13 protein-coding genes are annotated in these 17,235 nt (G+C 64.2%); 9 read left to right on the plus strand and 4 right to left on the minus strand.

The features are described from left to right. Positions 1-27 precede the first annotated feature (27 nt). Positions 28-747: a hypothetical protein gene (locus AYJ54_RS19435; protein WP_063701182.1), complete on the plus strand. Its 720-nt coding sequence runs from the start codon at positions 28-30 to the stop codon at positions 745-747. A gap of 6 nt (positions 748-753) precedes the next feature. Here AYJ54_RS19435 and AYJ54_RS19440 read toward each other — a convergent pair whose 3' ends face one another. Then, positions 754-1,536, minus strand: coding sequence for a tetratricopeptide repeat protein (locus AYJ54_RS19440; protein WP_063701461.1), 783 nt, complete (start codon positions 1,534-1,536; stop codon positions 754-756). Between the two features lie 270 nt (positions 1,537-1,806). On the opposite strand from AYJ54_RS19440, the gene AYJ54_RS19450 reads away from it, so the two are divergent. Beyond that, positions 1,807-3,444 carry an ABC-F family ATP-binding cassette domain-containing protein gene (locus AYJ54_RS19450; RefSeq protein WP_063701186.1) on the plus strand — a complete coding sequence of 546 codons (1,638 nt, stop codon included), beginning with the start codon at positions 1,807-1,809 and terminating at the stop codon, positions 3,442-3,444. Here the strand turns inward: AYJ54_RS19450 and AYJ54_RS19455 are convergent. Continuing rightward, entirely contained in the window at positions 3,439-4,332 is an 894-nt protein-coding gene (locus AYJ54_RS19455; RefSeq protein ID WP_063701188.1) for a LysR family transcriptional regulator, read from the minus strand. The genes AYJ54_RS19450 and AYJ54_RS19455 overlap by 6 nt on opposite strands. A gap of 122 nt (positions 4,333-4,454) precedes the next feature. On the opposite strand from AYJ54_RS19455, the gene AYJ54_RS19460 reads away from it, so the two are divergent. Next, positions 4,455-5,195: an SDR family oxidoreductase gene (locus AYJ54_RS19460; RefSeq protein WP_063701189.1), complete on the plus strand. Its 741-nt coding sequence runs from the start codon at positions 4,455-4,457 to the stop codon at positions 5,193-5,195. 49 nt (positions 5,196-5,244) lie between these two features. Then, positions 5,245-6,144: an SDR family oxidoreductase gene (locus AYJ54_RS19465; protein WP_063701191.1), complete on the plus strand. Its 900-nt coding sequence runs from the start codon at positions 5,245-5,247 to the stop codon at positions 6,142-6,144. A 186-nt stretch (positions 6,145-6,330) separates the two neighbouring features. On the opposite strand, the gene AYJ54_RS19470 is transcribed toward AYJ54_RS19465, so the two are convergent. Next, positions 6,331-7,659, minus strand: coding sequence for a dicarboxylate/amino acid:cation symporter (locus tag AYJ54_RS19470; protein ID WP_063701193.1), 1,329 nt, complete (start codon positions 7,657-7,659; stop codon positions 6,331-6,333). A gap of 126 nt (positions 7,660-7,785) precedes the next feature. Here AYJ54_RS19470 and AYJ54_RS19475 point away from each other — a divergent pair, with 126 nt between their 5' ends. Both AYJ54_RS19475 and AYJ54_RS19480 read left to right on the plus strand, forming a co-directional pair. Further along, positions 7,786-9,099 carry a solute carrier family 23 protein gene (locus AYJ54_RS19475; protein WP_063701194.1) on the plus strand — a complete coding sequence of 438 codons (1,314 nt, stop codon included), beginning with the start codon at positions 7,786-7,788 and terminating at the stop codon, positions 9,097-9,099. A 73-nt stretch (positions 9,100-9,172) separates the two neighbouring features. Next, positions 9,173-10,009, plus strand: a complete 837-nt coding sequence (locus tag AYJ54_RS19480; RefSeq protein ID WP_063701196.1) for an SDR family oxidoreductase — start codon at positions 9,173-9,175, stop codon at positions 10,007-10,009. Positions 10,010-10,092: 83 nt separating this feature from the next. Here AYJ54_RS19480 and AYJ54_RS19485 read toward each other — a convergent pair whose 3' ends face one another. Next, positions 10,093-12,885: an ATP-binding protein gene (locus AYJ54_RS19485; protein WP_063701199.1), complete on the minus strand. Its 2,793-nt coding sequence runs from the start codon at positions 12,883-12,885 to the stop codon at positions 10,093-10,095. A gap of 503 nt (positions 12,886-13,388) precedes the next feature. Between AYJ54_RS19485 and AYJ54_RS19490 the strand changes: the two genes are divergently transcribed. From AYJ54_RS19490 to AYJ54_RS19500, 3 genes are all read left to right on the plus strand, one after another. Further along, positions 13,389-13,889, plus strand: a complete 501-nt coding sequence (locus tag AYJ54_RS19490; protein ID WP_161491882.1) for a lipocalin-like domain-containing protein — start codon at positions 13,389-13,391, stop codon at positions 13,887-13,889. Positions 13,890-14,201: 312 nt separating this feature from the next. Beyond that, positions 14,202-15,008: an NAD-dependent protein deacetylase gene (locus AYJ54_RS19495; protein WP_063701204.1), complete on the plus strand. Its 807-nt coding sequence runs from the start codon at positions 14,202-14,204 to the stop codon at positions 15,006-15,008. A 142-nt stretch (positions 15,009-15,150) separates the two neighbouring features. Next, positions 15,151-17,235: a hydantoinase/oxoprolinase family protein gene (locus AYJ54_RS19500; RefSeq protein ID WP_063701463.1), complete on the plus strand. Its 2,085-nt coding sequence runs from the start codon at positions 15,151-15,153 to the stop codon at positions 17,233-17,235.

Raw genomic sequence — 17,235 nt, forward strand, 5'->3', positions numbered from 1 at the left:
CGGCAAAGGATATGGCTGGAATGCCCAATGTCCTTGCAAAACAATAACAACAAACTCACGCTCCGATTTCGCTGTCCCAAAGAACTCGAAGGCCTGTTGCCACCGCCTGTGCCGGCGAGCCAAGGTGTTCCCGACTGGCTCAAGGCAATGCCGACCACGGCCTTCAGTGCCCTCAACCAGCAGGACGAACAGACCATCAAGCGCTGCCCGCCCTTCGTCGATGCGATGACGTGCGGGTTTCTGATTCCGCTGATCTGCGACCTTCGGGTCGAGGACGGCGAGATCATCTGGGACAACGACATTCCGCCGGGCGGAGAAACCGAATTTCCGCGCTCGCCGATCAGCTTCCATGATCCCGGTCAGGTGACCGGAACGCCCCTGTTCGAAGCGGATCGCTTCGTCATCAAGTTCCACAATCTCTGGACCATCGAAGCGCCGGACGGCTACGCGCTGTTCTTCACGCATCCGGTCAATCGCTTCGATCTTCCGTTCACCACGCTCAGCGGCCTCGTCGATTGCGATCGCTACAAGGATGCATGGATCCACTTTCCGGCGCATTGGCACGACACGAACTTCCGCGGCGTCCTGGCCAGGGGCACGCCGATCGTGCAGTGCATTCCGGTGAAGCGGGAGGACTGGACCACGCAAACCTCGTCTTTCACGACGGAAGACACCCAGCAGGTTCAGGCGTTGCGCGCCGAGTTGAGACGTGAGCCCGGCTTGTACCGGCGGAAGTTCAGGGCCTAGCCGCGCTCAAGTCGGTTCGCGCTCGAAGAATCTTGCCGCGGCAGTCGGGCGGAAGAAGAAACGCCCATGCGGGGTGCTGGCAAGCGCAAAGGCTGCGCGGCCCAGCATGTGAGGCCGCCCGCGAAGCACGTTGCGCAGCGCGGCCTCGCCGCAATCGCGCTTGCCTATCTCCATCAGGCAGATCGCGCGATTGGCACGGGACAGGATATCGTCCGGACGCTGCGCAAGCACGTGACGGTAGATCTCGGCGGCTTCCGCGTAGTCACCGTCGAGCAGTGTGGCCCTCGCAAGCTCTGCCAGAACGTCGGGTCGTCCGGGTGCTGCGTCGCGCGCGGCCGTCAGGACGGCGCGCGCTTTCGCGCGATCGTTGTTCTGAAGGGACAGGCGACCAAGATCGAGTTTCAAATCGACGCTTGAGGGGGACAAGGCAAGGGCATCCTCGATGGCCTTGATCGCCTCGTCGAGCTGTCCGGCCTTTGCAAGCTGGCCCGCGAGCTCCTGGAATGCGGGCAGGTAGGGCGGGCGGCGCGCAGCGGTCCGACGTAATTGTCCGATCCCGTCGGCCACGCGTTGGGCTCGGCACAGCGCGTGGCCAAGCAGCGTCTCGATTTCCGGATCGTTGCCGCGACGCGCAGCCCTCTCGAGCGGCGCGATCGCGTCGTCCGCGCGATTCTGGCCGAGCAGGGCGTGAGCCAAAATCATCAACCCGTTCCGGTCCGTGCGATTTGATTTCAGAGCTTTGGTTGCAAGCTGCCTTGCGATGTCGAACTGCTTTGCCTGCAACGCCATGAAGGCTTGCTGAAGCAGTTGGGCGAGGGCGTTGTTCGGCCGGCCGCGCACGAGATGGCCTCTTCAATGAGACACGATGATTTTTTCGGCCTTTACCGCGTCCCCTTCGAGGCGTCCAACAACAGGTTCGTGAGGCGTTGATGGCGTCGTTCAGAATGCGCCTTGATCTCGCCCCTCGGCCGGACTATGAGCGGGGTCTCAATCAGGAATTCGCAGCCATGGATTTTACCCCGACCGCAAAGCTGACCTGCCTTGCTCACGGGGAATACCATGCCTGCTTCGATCATCCTGTCACGCCTGTCGCTGTCCACGCCTGACGGCCGTACTCTTTTCTCCGACATTGACCTGACATTCGCGGCCGAGCGAACCGGCCTCGTTGGCCGCAACGGCGTCGGAAAGACGACGCTGCTTGCATCGATCTCGGGTGAACATCTTCCGCAGTCCGGTCGCGTCCTGATCAACGGAACCATCGGCCTGCTGCGCCAGGAGGTTCAACTCCCAGTGGGCGCGACGGTGATCGACCTGTTCGGCGCACGGCAGGCGCTGGAGCTGCTTCGCCGTGCAGAGCGCGGCGATGCTTCCGCCGACGAAATCGCCGAGGTCGACTGGACCCTTGAAGCGCGGCTTGCATCCGCCCTTGCCCGCGTCGGGTTCGATCTCGCTCCCGACATCGAGCTGGACCGCTTGTCGGGCGGGCAGGTGACGAGGCTTCGTCTTGCCGCGCTGATCTTCGCAGAACCGGATTTCCTGCTTCTGGACGAACCCACTAACAATCTCGATCGGGACGGGCGCGACGCCGTCATCGATCTCCTGGCGGCCTGGCGCGGTGGCGCTATCGTCGTCAGCCACGACCGGAGCCTGCTCGAGACCATGGACGCCATCGTCGAGCTGACGTCGCTCGGCGCAACGCGATACGGTGGCAACTGGAGCAGCTACCGGGACCAGAAGGCCGTCGAACTCGCTGCTGTCAGGCGCGACCTGGCACATGCGGAGAAGCATCTGTCCGAGGTCGACCGACGGGCGCAGGAGGCCGCGGAGCGGAAGGCGCGCAAGGACAGTGGCGGCAGGAAGAAGCGCGCCAAGGGCGACATGCCGCGCATCCTGGCCGGCGCGCGCAAGGATCGCAGCGAGGACACCGGCGGAAAGCACGCGCAGATGGCCGAGCGGCGGCGCGCGGAAGCGCTCGACGTCGTCGACACGGCGAGCCGGCGCATCGAGATCCTTCAGCCGCTGTCCGTCAAATTGCCCGTGACTCATCTGCCGGCGGGCAGGGAAGTGCTTTGGCTCGACCGGGTCAGTGCCGGCTATCAGCCGGAACGGCCGGTCTTGCGCGATCTATCGTTCACCATCGTCGGGCCGGAACGTGTCGCGCTGGTCGGGCCCAACGGCTCCGGCAAGACGACGCTGCTGAAACTCATCGCAGGCGAGCTACGTCCTCTTTCGGGTAGCCTGCGGGTCGGGCCGGACTTCGCGCTGTTCGACCAGAAGGTCAGTCTGCTCGATCCTTCGATCTCTATCCTGGAGAATTTCAAACGGCTCAATCCGAAGGCGGACTTGAATGCCTGCCATGCCGCCCTGGCTCGGTTCATGTTTCGCGCCGATGCGGCCTTGCAGATCGCCGGGAGCCTGAGCGGTGGGCAGCTGTTTCGTGCTGGCCTCGCTTGTGTGTTGGGCGGGCCGACGCCGCCGTCCCTGCTGATCCTGGACGAGCCGACCAATCATTTGGACATCGAGTCCATCGAAGCCGTCGAAGCAGGATTGAGGGCCTATGACGGCGCGCTGCTCGTCGTCAGTCACGATGAGACGTTCTTGCAGGCGATAGGGGTCGCGCGCCGACTCGATCTCGTCAATCACCTTGCGGCTCTCGCCCGCGGAGAGCCCGCGACCGGTACGGCGCGGACGTCATGAGCCGGCCTTGCGAAACTCCTGCGCCAGCCAGTCGCTGAAGGCGCGCACGCGCGGGGTGAGCTGGCGGTTCTGGGCGTACATCAGCGAGACCGGCGCCGACGGTGGTGGACTGTCTGGAAGCAGGGCGACCAGGCTCCCGCGTGCGAGATCGTCCGCGATGTGAAAGCGCGGCATCTGCGCGATCCCGAGCCCAAGCCTTGTCGCCGCGATATAGCTCTCGGGCCCCGTGACCGAGAACGGCGCGGGAAGCGACAGATCCTGCAGCTTGCCGTCGACGACGAACCGCAACGGCTCGAGTTCGCCGCTGGTGAACCGGCGCAGGCCGACGACCTGATGGCGCGCAAGGTCGGCGAACGATTTCGGCCGACCGAAGCGCTTGAGATACGACGGCGCCGCGCAGGTGATGCGCTTGAGCACCGCGAGCCTGCGCGCGACCAGGCCGCTGTCGGCAAGCTCGCCCCAGCGCAGCGCGCAATCGACGCCCTCGTGAACGAGATCGACCCAGCGATCGCTCTCGCTCATCGATATCTCGACTTCAGGGTACTCCGTAAAGAACTTCGGCAGGTTCGGCATCAAAAAGTGCCGCGCCAGCGTGCCCTGCACCTCGATGCGCAGCATGCCCTTCGGCTTCGTTCCCGCAAATGCGCCTTCGGCGTCTTCCACGTCCTGAAGAATGGCAAGGCAGCGGCGGTAATAGGCTTCGCCATCCAGTGTCGGGCGAACCACGCGCGTCGTGCGCTGAAGCAGCCGCACGCCGAGCCGGCGTTCGAGCTGGTGGATCACCTGCGTTGCGCTCGAGCGCGGCAGGCCGATGTCGTTCGCGGCTTGGGTGAAACTGCGGCGCTCGACCACGCGGGTGAACAGCCGCATCGCGTCCAGGCGGTCCATGACTATTGTTCGTTCATTTAGAACAATGATGCCGGTTTATGGCAGATTATCTTCGGCCGTGCAAAGGGCAAATCCATCCGTGTCAGCCGCAGGGCGCGGCTCGGAAATACGGAGAAAGGCAAATGTCCAACGCAAACGGAAAAGTCGCTGTTGTCACCGGTAGCTCGCGCGGCATCGGCGCGGCAATCGCCGAACGGCTCGCCAGCGACGGTTTTACGGTCATCATCAACTATGCGGGCGGGGCGACTGAAGCGGAGGCGCTGGCCGGGAAGATCGAGCAGGGCGGCGGCCGGGCGGTCACTGCGCAGGCCGACGTCAGCGACGCGGCTGCGGTGGCGCGCATGTTCGACATGGCGGACGCCGCGTTCGGAGGTGTCGACGTGCTCGTCAACAATGCCGGCATCATGCGCCTTACGTCGGTTGCCGACACCGACGACGCCACGTTCGACAGCCAGATCGCCATCAACCTGAAGGGCACCTTCAACACGCTGCGCGAGGCGGCGCGCCGATTGCGCAACGGCGGCCGCATCGTCAACCTGTCCTCGAGCCAGGCCGGCCTCCTGCATCCGACCTACGGCATCTATGCCGCCACCAAGGCCGCGGTCGAGGCGATGACGCATGTGCTGGCGAAGGAGCTGCGCGGCCGCAACATCACCGTCAACGCCGTAGCGCCGGGCCCGACCGCAACAAAGCTGTTCCTCGACGGCAAGCCGAAGGAGGTGATCGATCACCTCACCAGGCTCGCACCGCTTGAGCGGCTCGGTCAGCCCGCGGACGTCGCTGCTGCGGTTGCGTTTCTCGCGGGCCCCGACGGCGGCTGGATCAACGGCCAGGTGCTGCGCGCCAATGGCGGGATCATCTGATTCCGCCTCCCAGACCCGACATCAGCGACGAGATTGATGGAGATATCCCATGAGCAAGGTTGTTCTGATTACCGGCGCCTCCAGCGGCTTCGGCCGCCTCACAGCGGAAGCGCTAGCCAAAGCGGGACACGTCGTCTACGGCTCGATGCGCCAGACGAAGTCCCGCAACGCGCCCGTCGTGGAGCAGATGGCGGCATTCTCGCGCGAGAACCATGCCGACCTGCGCGCGCTCGAGCTCGACGTACAGTCGCAGGACTCGGTCGACGCCGCGGTCGCACAAATGATTGCGGAAGCGGGGCGGATCGATGTGCTGATCCACAATGCCGGCCACATGGTGTTCGGCCCGGCGGAGGCCTTCACGCCGGAGCAATATGCCGAGCTCTATGACGTCAACGTGCTGAGCACGCAGCGTGCCAATCGCGCCGTCCTGCCGCATATGCGCCGCCAGAAGCGGGGCCTCCTGGTCTGGATTTCCTCTTCCAGCTCCGCCGGTGGCACGCCGCCTTACCTCGCGCCTTATTTCGCGGCGAAGGCGGCGATGGATGCGATCGCGGTCCAATACGCCCGCGAGCTGTCGCGCTGGGGCATCGAGACCTCGATCATCGTGCCCGGCGCGTTCACGTCAGGCACCAATCATTTTGCCCATTCGGGCCGTCCGGCCGACGCCGCGCGCGCCGCGGAATACGAAGCGGGGCCCTATCATGGATTTGGCGAACAGGTGCAGAAGGCGTTCGCGGCGATCGTGCCGCCGGATGCGGACGCAGGTCTCGTGGCGGAGGCGGTGGTGAACGTCGTCGGAATGCCGTTCGGAAAGCGGCCGTTTCGCATTCACATCGATCCCACGGAGGACGGTGCCGATGTCGGCTTCACCGTGCTCGACCGCGTTCGCGCCGAGATGTTGCATCGGGTCGGGCTCGGCGACCTCTTGAAGCCCAAGGTCCTGGTCTGACGCGCAACGCGTCGTTCGTAATGATGATCCTCAAAAGCCCGACGCCCTGCCCCCAGCGCGTCGGGCGGAAAATCTTAGTATCAAGAGGTGATCACAATGCGTCTGTTTTGACGCGCGTCTCACCAATTTTCCATTCCGGGAAACTACCGCAACGGAACCATGCTGCACGTATCGCCGGCTTGCGTCTCACGCGCTGCCGCCCGGTTCCAACGCCTCGCCCATCTCCAGCGGATGGGCCATGGTCTCGTGCAGGGCGTCGCGGTCGAGCTCGCCCTCGGAGATGCTGATGACGACGCAGGCGACGCCGTTGCCGATCAGATTGGTCAGCGCGCGGCACTCGCTCATGAACTTGTCGATGCCGACCAGGATCGCGATCGACTGGATCGGGATGTCCGGCACGATCGAGAGCGTGGCGGCGAGCGTGATGAAGCCGGCGCCGGTCACGCCTGAGGCGCCCTTCGAGGTGATCATGGCGATGCCGAGAATGCCGAGCTCCTGCCAGATCGTCAGATGGGTGTTGGTGGCCTGCGCCAGGAACAGCGTCGCCAGCGTCATGTAGATGTTGGTGCCGTCGAGGTTGAAGCTGTAGCCGGTCGGAATGACGAGGCCGACCACCGATCGCGATGCGCCGAGATGCTCCATCTTCTGGATCATCTGCGGCAGCACCGTCTCCGAGGACGAGGTGCCGAGCACGATCAGGAGCTCGTCCTTGATGTAGGCGATGAAGCGCAGGATCGAGAAGCCGGCAAGCCGCGCGATCGCGCCGAGCACGATCAGCACGAACAGGATGCTGGTCAGATAGAACGTGCCGATCAGCGCGGCGAGGTTGAGCAGCGAGCCGAGGCCGTAGGCACCGACGGTGAACGCCATCGCGCCGAAGGCACCGATCGGGGCCACGCGCACGATGATGCGGATGATGCCGAAGAACATTTTTGCGGCCTTGTCGACCGCCTCCGCGATCGGCTCGCCGGCCTTGCCGAGGAAGGCGATGGCGAAGCCCGAGAGGATCGAGATCAGCAGCACCTGGAGCAGGTCGCCGCGCGCGACCGCGCCGAAATAGCTGTCGGGAATGATCGCCATCAGATGGGCGACGATGCCCTCTTCCTTGGCCTTGGTCACGTAGGTCGCGACCGACTTCGGATCGATCGTGGCGGGGTCGATGTTGAAGCCATGCCCGGGCTGCAGCACCTCGCCGACGAGCAGGCCGACCGCGAGCGCGACGGTGGAGACGGTCTCGAAATAGATCAGCGCCTTCAACCCGACCCGGCCGACGCGCTTGAGATCACCCATCGAGGAGATGCCGTGCACCACGGTGCAGAAGATCACCGGCGCGATCATCATCTTGATCAGCGCGATGAAGCCATCGCCGAGCGGCTTCAATGCCTTGCCGAGATCGGGATAGAAGTAGCCGATCAGCACGCCGAGCACGATTGCGATCAGGACCTGGACATAGAGGACGCGGTACCAGGGCTGATGACGGCGATGGACGGCTGGCTGGATCGCAACTTGTGTCATATTGTCTGCCCCGGAACGCATTGATCTTGCATGATTTACACCATGTGATGGCCGCCGCAGAAGCGACAATCACATTTTTGTCGGTTCGCACGAAGATTGATCGCTGCACCGCAGTTGGGGGGAAACATGTCGACTGCAACGGCTTCGGAGGAGCAAGGCTATTTTCCACGTTGGAAACTGAAGACCTCCGGCGTGATCATGCCAGAGGAGCGGCTGCCTTGGGGCCAGACGATCGTCTCCGGCCTCCAGCACGGCGTTGCGATGTCGGGCGGAACGATCATCGCGCCGCTGCTGATGGGGTTCGATCCCAATGTTGCACTCCTGTTCTCCGGCATCGGCACGCTGATCTTCTTCGCGGTCGTTGCGGGACGCGTGCCGAGCTATCTCGGCTCGAGCTTCGCCTTCATCGCGGTCGTCATCGCCGCCACTGGCTATACCGGGCATGGGCCCAATCCGAATCTGTCCGTTGCGCTCGGCGGCATCATCGGGGCCGGCGTGCTGTACGGCGTGATCGCGCTGATCGTGATGTGGTCGGGCGTCGGTTGGGTCGAGCGGCTGATGCCGCCGGTCGTGACCGGCGCCGTTGTTGCCGCGATCGGCCTCAACCTCGCGCCCGTTGCCGTCAAGGCGGTGAGCGCCAGCGCCTTCGACACCTGGATCGGGCTTGTGACCGTGCTGATCATCGGCGTGATCGCGGTGGCGGCGCCGGGGCTCTGGCGCCGCCTGCCGATCATCCTCGGGGCGATCGGCGGTTATCTCCTGTACTGGCTGTTCGCAAACGGCCTCGGCCTCGGCAAGCCGATCGATTTCACGCAGCTATCGGCCGCGCCGTGGATCGGTCTGCCGAATTTCACGGCGCCGAGCTTCCATGCCGATGCGATCTTCCTGATCGCGCCGGTCGCGATCATCCTGGTCGCGGAGAACCTCGGTCACATCAAGGCCATCGGCGCGATGACGGGCCGCAGCCTCGACGACTACCTCGGCCGGGCGCTCCTCGGCGACAGCCTGGCTACGATCGTCTCTGCCTGCGGCGGTGGCACCGGCGTCACGACCTATGCCGAGAACATCGGCGTCATGGCGGCGACGAAGGTCTATTCGACGCTGCTGTTTGCCTTTGCGGCCATGGTGTCGATCCTGCTCGGCTTCTCACCCAAGTTCGGCGCGCTGGTCCTCTCGATTCCGGGCCCGGTGATCGGCGGCCTCTCGATCGTGCTGTTCGGATTGATCGCCGCGATGGCGGGCCGGATCTGGGTCGAGAACAAGGTCGACTTCTCAAATCCGGCAAACCTGATCACCGTCGCCGTGGCGCTGACGGCCGGCGCTGGCGATCTCACGCTCAAATTCGGTGCGTTCACGATGGGCGGTATCGGCACCGCGACCTTCGGTGCCATCATCCTCTATCAAATTCTGACCGGGCCGCTCACACGACAAGCGGAATGAATCCCAGGGATGCGCCAGGAGGATGGAACAAAATTCCTGTTCCGTCGATGATGAGAGGTCTCGGAGAAAACTCATGCCACAAATCGATCGCTCAACCCAATTCCCGTCGCGCCTCGTCGGGCAATATGCGCTGGTGACCGGCGCCTCCCAGGGCATCGGCCGCGCGGTTGCCATCCGGCTCGCCCAGGAAGGCGCGGCCGTCGCCATCAACTATTACGACCATGCCGAAAGGGCGGAGGAGACGCTTGCGCTCGCGCGCACGGCATCGAGCGACCGCGGCCATGGCAGGCTCGATCATTTCATCATCAAGGCCAATGTCGCCAATGAGCAGGACGTCGCTGCGATGTTCGAGATGGTGCTGGCGCGGTGGAAGCGCCTCGACTGTCTCGTCAACAATGCCGGCTTCCAGCAGGAATCGCCGAGCGAGGCGCTCGATGTCGAAACCTATCGCCGCATCATCGACGTCAATCTGAACGGCGCCGTGCTCTGCGCGCAGAAAGCGCTTGCGCATTTCGTCGCGCGCGGCGGAGGCGGCACCATCATCAACTGCTCGAGCGTCCACCAGATCATTCCGAAACCCGGCTATCTCGCCTATTCGATCAGCAAGGGCGGCATGGCCAACCTGACCCGTACGCTGGCGCTCGAGTTCGCTGGGCGGGGCATTCGCGTCAACGCCGTCGGGCCCGGCGCGATCGACACGCCGATCAACGAGGCCTGGACCGGCGATCCCGAAAAGCGCGGCGTCGTTACCAGCCACATTCCGATCGGACGTGTCGGGACGCCGGAAGAGATCGCCGCCGTCTTCGCCTTCCTCGCCTCGGATGATGCGAGCTACATCACCGGGCAGACCATCTACGCCTGCGGAGGCCTGACGCTGTTTCCCGAATTCCGCGAGAACTGGGCGAGCTAGGTGTGTACTCATGGGCCCGCGCCGCAGTCAGGGCGCGCGTGGCGAGCGATGAGCGACGCCCGCGGTTGGCCTCTACGTCATGCCTATGCCTTATCCGATTCCAGGTCCGCGATCAGGTTTCTCGCCCGCACCAGGTCGCTGGTGCCGAACCCTTCGGTGAATTTTTCGTATGTCGCCATCAGCCGATCGCGCGCCTCAGCGGCTCGGCCGTGACGCTGCCACAACTGTGCAAGGCTCATTGCAGCACGCAGCTCCCACGACAATGCCGACTGCTCGCCGGCGACCTCCAGGGCGCGGAGCAGCTTGGCTTCCGCGGCCACATCGGCCCCTGGCGCGTGATGCCAGAGCAGCAACATGGCATCGACCCGAAGCAGCTCCGGCGCACTCCAGGGCAAGTCGGCCGGCGGCTCGCCTGGCAGCGGCACCGGGATGCGGGCCCCGATCGGCCGATCCGCGAACGGCGCGATCCGCGACGGATCCACACGCGGTTCGATAAACGACGCGATCAACGTCTCACCCTCGCTGCCCTGTCGAAATTCAAGCGCTCGTGCATAGCACAGCCGCCACTCTTCCAGGTTCCGATTTCCCGCGGCGTGTGCGGCGAACATATCAAGCAGCCGCTCGGCGTCGAGCGCGCCGGTCCACAGCGCCACCGGCAAGCCCGCAAAAGCCAAGGCATAGGCGAGGGCGAACGAATGTCCAGCCTTGCCTGCGGCCGTTATCGCCGCCGCCGCCGCCGCCGTCGCCTGATCCGGGAACCCCCGAATCCATAAGATGCGAGCCAGCAAAGCCGGCATCGCAACTGGTGTTTCGACCTGATAACCCATGCCCATCGACGGGTCGAGGCGGTGCGGCCGGCGGAGCGTGCGTTCGGTCAATTCCTGCGCGAGCTGTTGATGACCCAACAGATGATGGGTCAGAGCAATGATGCGGTCGGCGAGATGGGTGGCGCCGAGATCGCCTGCGTTGCGGGCAGCATCCGCGAAGCGAAGCGCGGCGTCGAGCGCGGCACGATGATCCTCCCTGCCGCGATGCGCCGCCCATAATCCCCACAATGCCCGGGTCGTCACCGCGGCGGCGCCGATACGCTCGGCGATTTCCAGCGCACGGGCAAAGTTCGGCTCGATGGCGTACGTAGCTGGGCCAAGGTACCAAAACGAATAACCCAAGGCGATGCGCAGCCGCATTTCTTCCTCGCAGCCCGTCTCAGCATGCGTCAGAGCCTGTTCGATGCGACCACGGGCGACGGTCTGTTGGGACAGGTCGAACCACAAAGGAACAGCCGCGATCGTCAGCGCTACGCCGATCGAGGGGTCTCCCGAGCTGGAGAACGCCCACTCCAGCGCTGCGTGAATCTCATCGGCACGGCGGCCAAACGCGACAGGACGTTGGTCGGACGGTATCGACTGTGCTTCTACTTCAACCTGGCCCAGCACCTTCAGAAAATACTCGGCGTGACGACGGGCAACTTCAGCAAAGGCGCCGCTCTCGGAGAGCCGGTCGAACGCATAGGCGCGCGTCGTTTCCAGCAGGCGAAACTGCGGGCCGACGGAGTTCTCGGCTTTCAGGACCAATGATTTGCCGACAAGACCGCCGATGCTGTCGACAAGATCCGTTTCAGTCATGCTCGCCACCGCGCAGGCCGCGTCCACCGAAAACGGGCCGACGAAGATCGCGAGGCAATGAAGCAGCACTCGCTCTGTCTCGGGCAGGAGCTTGTAGCTCCAATCGAGCGTCGCGCGGAGCGTCTGATGCCGCGGCAACGCCGTGCGCCGACCGCCCGTGAGCAACGCGAAGCGATCGTCAAGGCGTGCGGCGACCTCCTGGATGCCAAACGTGGCAGCGCGCGCTGCGGCGAACTCGATGGCAAGTGGAATGCCGTCCAGTCGTCGAACGATTGACCCGATCGCCGGAAGGTTCTCGCCCTGAGCCAGCAAGTTTTCCTGCACTGAATCCATTCTTGCAATGAACAGTTGCACGGCGCTGCGCGCGAGAACGTCGCTTGATGCCTCCTGATGCTGCGATGGCACGTCCAGCGGGGCAACGTGGTAAACGAACTCACCCTCGATCCGGAGCACCTCCCGGCTGGTCGCTAGCACTGTCGTATGTGGGCACAGGTGAAGGAGCGTCTCGGCCAACTCTGCCGCAGCATCGATGACATGCTCGCAATTGTCGAGGACCAACAGCACCTTCCTCTTGCCGATGGCCCGGGCGACCGAAGCCGGCGCGATATCGTCGCTACCCAATCGCAGCCCGAGCACGCTCGCCGCCGTGGACGGCACCAGCCCGGGATCCGACAGTGAGACCAGTTCGACGAAAAAGACGTCACTGGCGATGGTCGCAAAGAGCCTTCGGGCCACTTCGGATGCCAACACGGTCTTCCCGATCCCGCCGGGTCCCGTCAGCGTCACCGCGCGGTAAGCAGAGACGAGATTGCACAGATGCTGCACCGCCGGTTCTCGACCGACGAGCGCGCTTGCCGCTACCGGAACATTTGTCCGAAACGAGGTTGGTGCCGCTGTCGCTTGCTCAGGCTTCGCAGGCGCGCGGTCCTGCCGGATTGTCCAGTTACCGAGCAGGCGATAGCCACGACCGGACACTGTTTGCAGCATCCCCCGATCCGCGCCAAGCGCTTTGCGGATGGCCGAGATATGAACCCGGAGCGTGCCGTCCTCAACGATGGTGGCGCCCGGCCACGTGTGCCTGACGAGCTCGTCCTTGGTTACGAGCTGGCCATCCGATCTCACCAGCGTCTCGACGATCTCGAAAGCGCGGCTGCCGATCGGGACGGTGACGCCATTGGCGCGCAGTTGGCGCGTCGAAAGATCGAGCTCCCACTCGCTGGAGCCAAAAACGCCTTGTTCGCACGGTACCAAGTTAACGTCCTGTTTCAGGATCTTTTTGAGTTCTAGTTCGCGGATTGGTCTTGTGCAACGCTTTCACATCCGGCGCCGCCGACGCATAGAAGACGTCGGCGATTCGCCAAAGCTTGCTTCGGAAAATATGAGGCCATACTGATGTTGAAGTCGCCCATGGGGCGGCAAAAGCGACCGGGGCCCACGTCCGATGGATCGCTGAAAACCGACGCAACGACGCGCACCGGCCTTGGTCGGCTGAGGGCCAACAGCAGGAACTTGCCATATCCCTTCCACATAAGCCGTAAACCGGTGTAGTTTGTAAGAAGCTGCTGTTTACCGGGGCGCGACGAGGTCTCTGGTCGGGGAGAACAGGCAGCGTGACCGTCGGCAGGCATGCCTTCATTACCGACATTCTTTTATTGTCGGCGCGAGTAGTGCTCACAGTTCGCACGACGCGCACTCGTTTCTAGGGGACAATAATTCACGCGTCGCGGCGCTTTCAACCAAATTGGGAGGTTACCGTGAAACGCACTCTGATCTCAGCAGTAGCTCTTTCTTTCCCTCTGACGTTGGCCCAACCGGTCGCAGCCGAGGATTTGGCATCCTCGATTGTCGGTACGTGGAAGCTGACAAGCTTTGCTCGCACGGAAGTGGCGACGGGCAAGACCGCCGCTACGTTCGGCGAGCACCCGCTAGGTTACGCCTACTACACCAAGGGTGGCCGCTTCCTTATCTTCGCGGTGTCAGAAGACCGGAAAAAGAACGAGAAGGCCGAGCCCTCGGACGCGGAACGCGTCGAACTTTTCAAGAGCATGTTCGCGTGGGGCGGCAATTATAAGACCGAAGGCAACAAGGTCGTCTACAATGTCGATATCGCCTGGGTCCAGTCATGGATCGGCACCACCCGGACGTATCAGGTGGAGACGGCGGGCAACAAGTTGACGGTGACAACGCCGACATTCAAAAGCACCGTAAATGGTCAGGACATCGTAGTTGTCACCACGTACGAGCGGGCCGAGTAGCGTCCCGTCGAATGTGCTAGTAGAGAGGCATCTTGAACGGCGGGGGCGATGATCCACTCCATGCACGCGCACGCTCGTCCGCCGGAGCCGCTTATCGTACGGATGCATCAACGTCTGCTGTGGTGCAGCCAATTTCCGCCACGAGAGTCTGTTGCGGGTCACGAGCGGTAGCGCTCCGACTGATCGCACTATTTCCGCTTGGCCGTCAGAAGCTGACGTGCGCGTTATGAGTACAGACTAGCTCCGACCCTTGCGGCGGAGCGTCCGCAGCACATCTGGCAAAACCGCGTGGCGCAGACTACATCTGCGCCCATGGCAAAACATCCGCTTGAGGAATTCGTTGACCGGCACGAGCGTCTGTTCGTTCTGACCGGGGCCGGCTGCAGCACGAATTCGGGCATTCCCGACTATCGCGACAGCCATGGCAACTGGAAGCGGACCCAGCCGGTCAACTACCAGGCCTTCATGACCGAGGAGCGCACGCGCCAGCGCTACTGGGCGCGCAGCCTGATCGGGTGGCAGCGGTTCGGCCAGGCTCGTCCGAACGATGCGCATCATGCGCTGGCCCGGCTCGAAGCGAGCGGGCGGTGCGAGATGCTGTTGACCCAGAATGTCGACCGGCTGCATCAATCCGCCGGCCACCAGCAGGTGATTGATCTGCACGGCCGGCTCGATCTGGTCCGCTGCATGGGCTGCGGCCGCAAGACGCCGCGCAATGAATTCCAGGACGCCCTTGGTCGCGCCAATGCGGAATGGCTGGCGCTCGATGCCGCGGATGCGCCGGACGGCGATGCCGATCTCGAGAACGCGGATTTTGCCTCCTTTAGCGTACCGGCCTGCGAGTCCTGTGGCGGCATCCTCAAGCCCGACGTCGTGTTCTTCGGTGAGAACGTCCCCCGCGATGTCGTCGCCACCGCGCAGGATCATCTGGAGCAGGCCGACGCCATGCTGGTCGTCGGCTCCTCGCTGATGGTCTATTCCGGCTTCCGCTTCGTGCAGATGGCTGCGCGCCGGCTGATCCCGATCGCCGCGGTCAATCTCGGGCGCACCCGCGCCGACGATCTGCTCGCGCTCAAGGTCGAGGAGCGCTGCGAAGCGGCGCTTGCATTCCTGCTCTGATCGCACGCGAGGCGAACACGCCTTGCCTATCGCATAGGTGCCAAGCAGAATAGCGGGGCGCAGCGCCGTCGGCGCTGCCGCTGGCACGGAAATTGCTGAACTTTCACCCCGGGTCTTGACGATCAGCACGGAGAATTTTGGAATGCTTGAGGGAGCGGAGGTGCGGCTTGCCGTCGATATCGGTGGCACGTTCACCGACATCGTGCTGGACGTAGGTTTGGATCGCAAGACGCGCAAGGTGCTGACGACGCCGGCGCGCCCGGAGCAGGCGGTGCTGGACGGGATGCGTCTCATTCTCGCCGATGCGCGCGCGCATATGAGCGACATCGACGTCTTCATTCACGGCACCACGCTTGCCACCAACGCGATCATCGAGCGGCGCGGCGCGAGGACGGCCCTCATTGCGACCGACGGCTTTCGCGACGTGCTCGATATCGGCACCGAGAGCCGCTACGATCAATATGACCTTTCGATCGACAAGCCGAAGCCGCTGGCGCCGCGCAGCCTTCGCTTCACCGTTCCCGAGCGCATCGACGCGCATGGTGCCGTCCGTCTCCCGCTCGACGAAGCCGCGGTGCGCGCGCTCGCGCCGAAATTGCGTGCGCTCAATGTCCAGAGCATCGCGATCGCCTTCCTGCACTCCTACGCCAATCCCGAGCATGAGCGACGTGCGGCCGCGATCCTCGGGGAGGAGATGCCCGGCATCTCCGTGACGGTGTCCTCGGCGGTCTGTCCCGAGATCCGCGAATATGAGCGCACCTCGACCGCGGTCGCAAATGCCTATGTGCAGCCCCTGATCGACGGCTATCTCGCGCGCATGGCCGACGCCTTGCAGGTCGAGCAGTTCCGCGGCGCCATCTATCTCGTGACCTCGGGCGGCGGCGTCACCTCGATCGAGACGGCGCGGCGCTTTCCAGTGCGTCTCGTTGAATCCGGGCCGGCCGGCGGCGCGATCTTCGCGGCGCAGATCGCGGCGCGCCTTGGCGAGAGCAAGGTGCTCTCCTTCGACATGGGCGGCACCACGGCGAAGATCTGCCTGATCGAGAAATTTCAGCCGGAGACCTCGCGCGTGTTCGAGGTCGATCGCGCCGCGCGCTTCCTCAAAGGTTCGGGCCTGCCGGTGCGCATCCCCGTGATCGAGATGGTGGAGATCGGCGCCGGCGGCGGCTCGATTGCCCATGTCGATGCGATGAAGCGCGTCACCGTCGGCCCCGAGAGCGCCTCGTCGGAGCCTGGGCCCGCCTGCTACGGCCGCGGCGGCACCCGTCCCGCCGTGACGGATGCGGACGTTGCGCTGGGCATGATCGATCCCGATGCCTTCGCGGCCGGCACGATCAAGCTCAGCCCCGAGCTCTCGAAAGAAGCGCTGCTGCGCGACGTCGGCGAGCCGCTCGGACTCTCGGCGGAAACCTCAGCCTATGCCGTGCATGAGGTCGTCTGCGAGAACATGGCGAGCGCGGCGCGCGTGCACGCGGTCGAGCGCGGCGCCGTGGTCGGCCAGCACACGCTGATCGCTTTCGGTGGCGCCGCGCCGCTGCATGCAGCGCGTGTCGCCGAGAAGATCGGCGTATCCCGGGTGATCGTGCCATCGAACGCCGGCGTCGGCTCGGCCGTTGGATTCCTTGCAGCCCCCATCGCCTATGAGCTGGTGCGCAGCCGTCACGTGCGGCTCGATGATTTCGACACCGAGGCGGTCTCCGATCTGCTCCAGGAGATGGCGACCGAAGCGCGCGCGCTGGTCGAGCCGGGTGCCGCCGGTGCGCCGGTGCGCGAGCGCCGCGCCGCCTTCATGCGCTATGTCGGCCAGGGCCATGAGATCACGGTCGAGTTGCCGAACCGGCGGCTGACGACGGTCGATCTCGTGGGCCTGCGCCAGAAATTCGAGGCGGACTATTCTGCGATGTTCGAGCGGCCGATCCCGGGCGCGGCGATCGAAGTGCTGAGCTGGTCGGTGCTCGCGTCCACCGAGGCGCGCAATCCGCCTGTGGTTGCTGGCGTTACGCGCAAGCCGGCCGGCAAGGCGTCCGGCAGCCGCAAATTCTTCGACGGCCGGGCCGGGGAAGTGATCGAGATCCCGCTCTACTGCCGCGAGGACATGGCGCCGGGCACGACCATCGCCGGTCCCGCCGTGATCGCCGAGGATGAGACATCAACTTTTGTCTCGACCAGTTTTGACGCCCATATCGACGGTGCCGGCAGCATCGTCATGGAACGAAAGGCGGCGTAA

Origin of the sequence: Bradyrhizobium centrolobii (assembly GCF_001641635.1) — a bacterium.
Classification (GTDB): Bacteria; Pseudomonadota; Alphaproteobacteria; order Rhizobiales; family Xanthobacteraceae; genus Bradyrhizobium; species Bradyrhizobium centrolobii.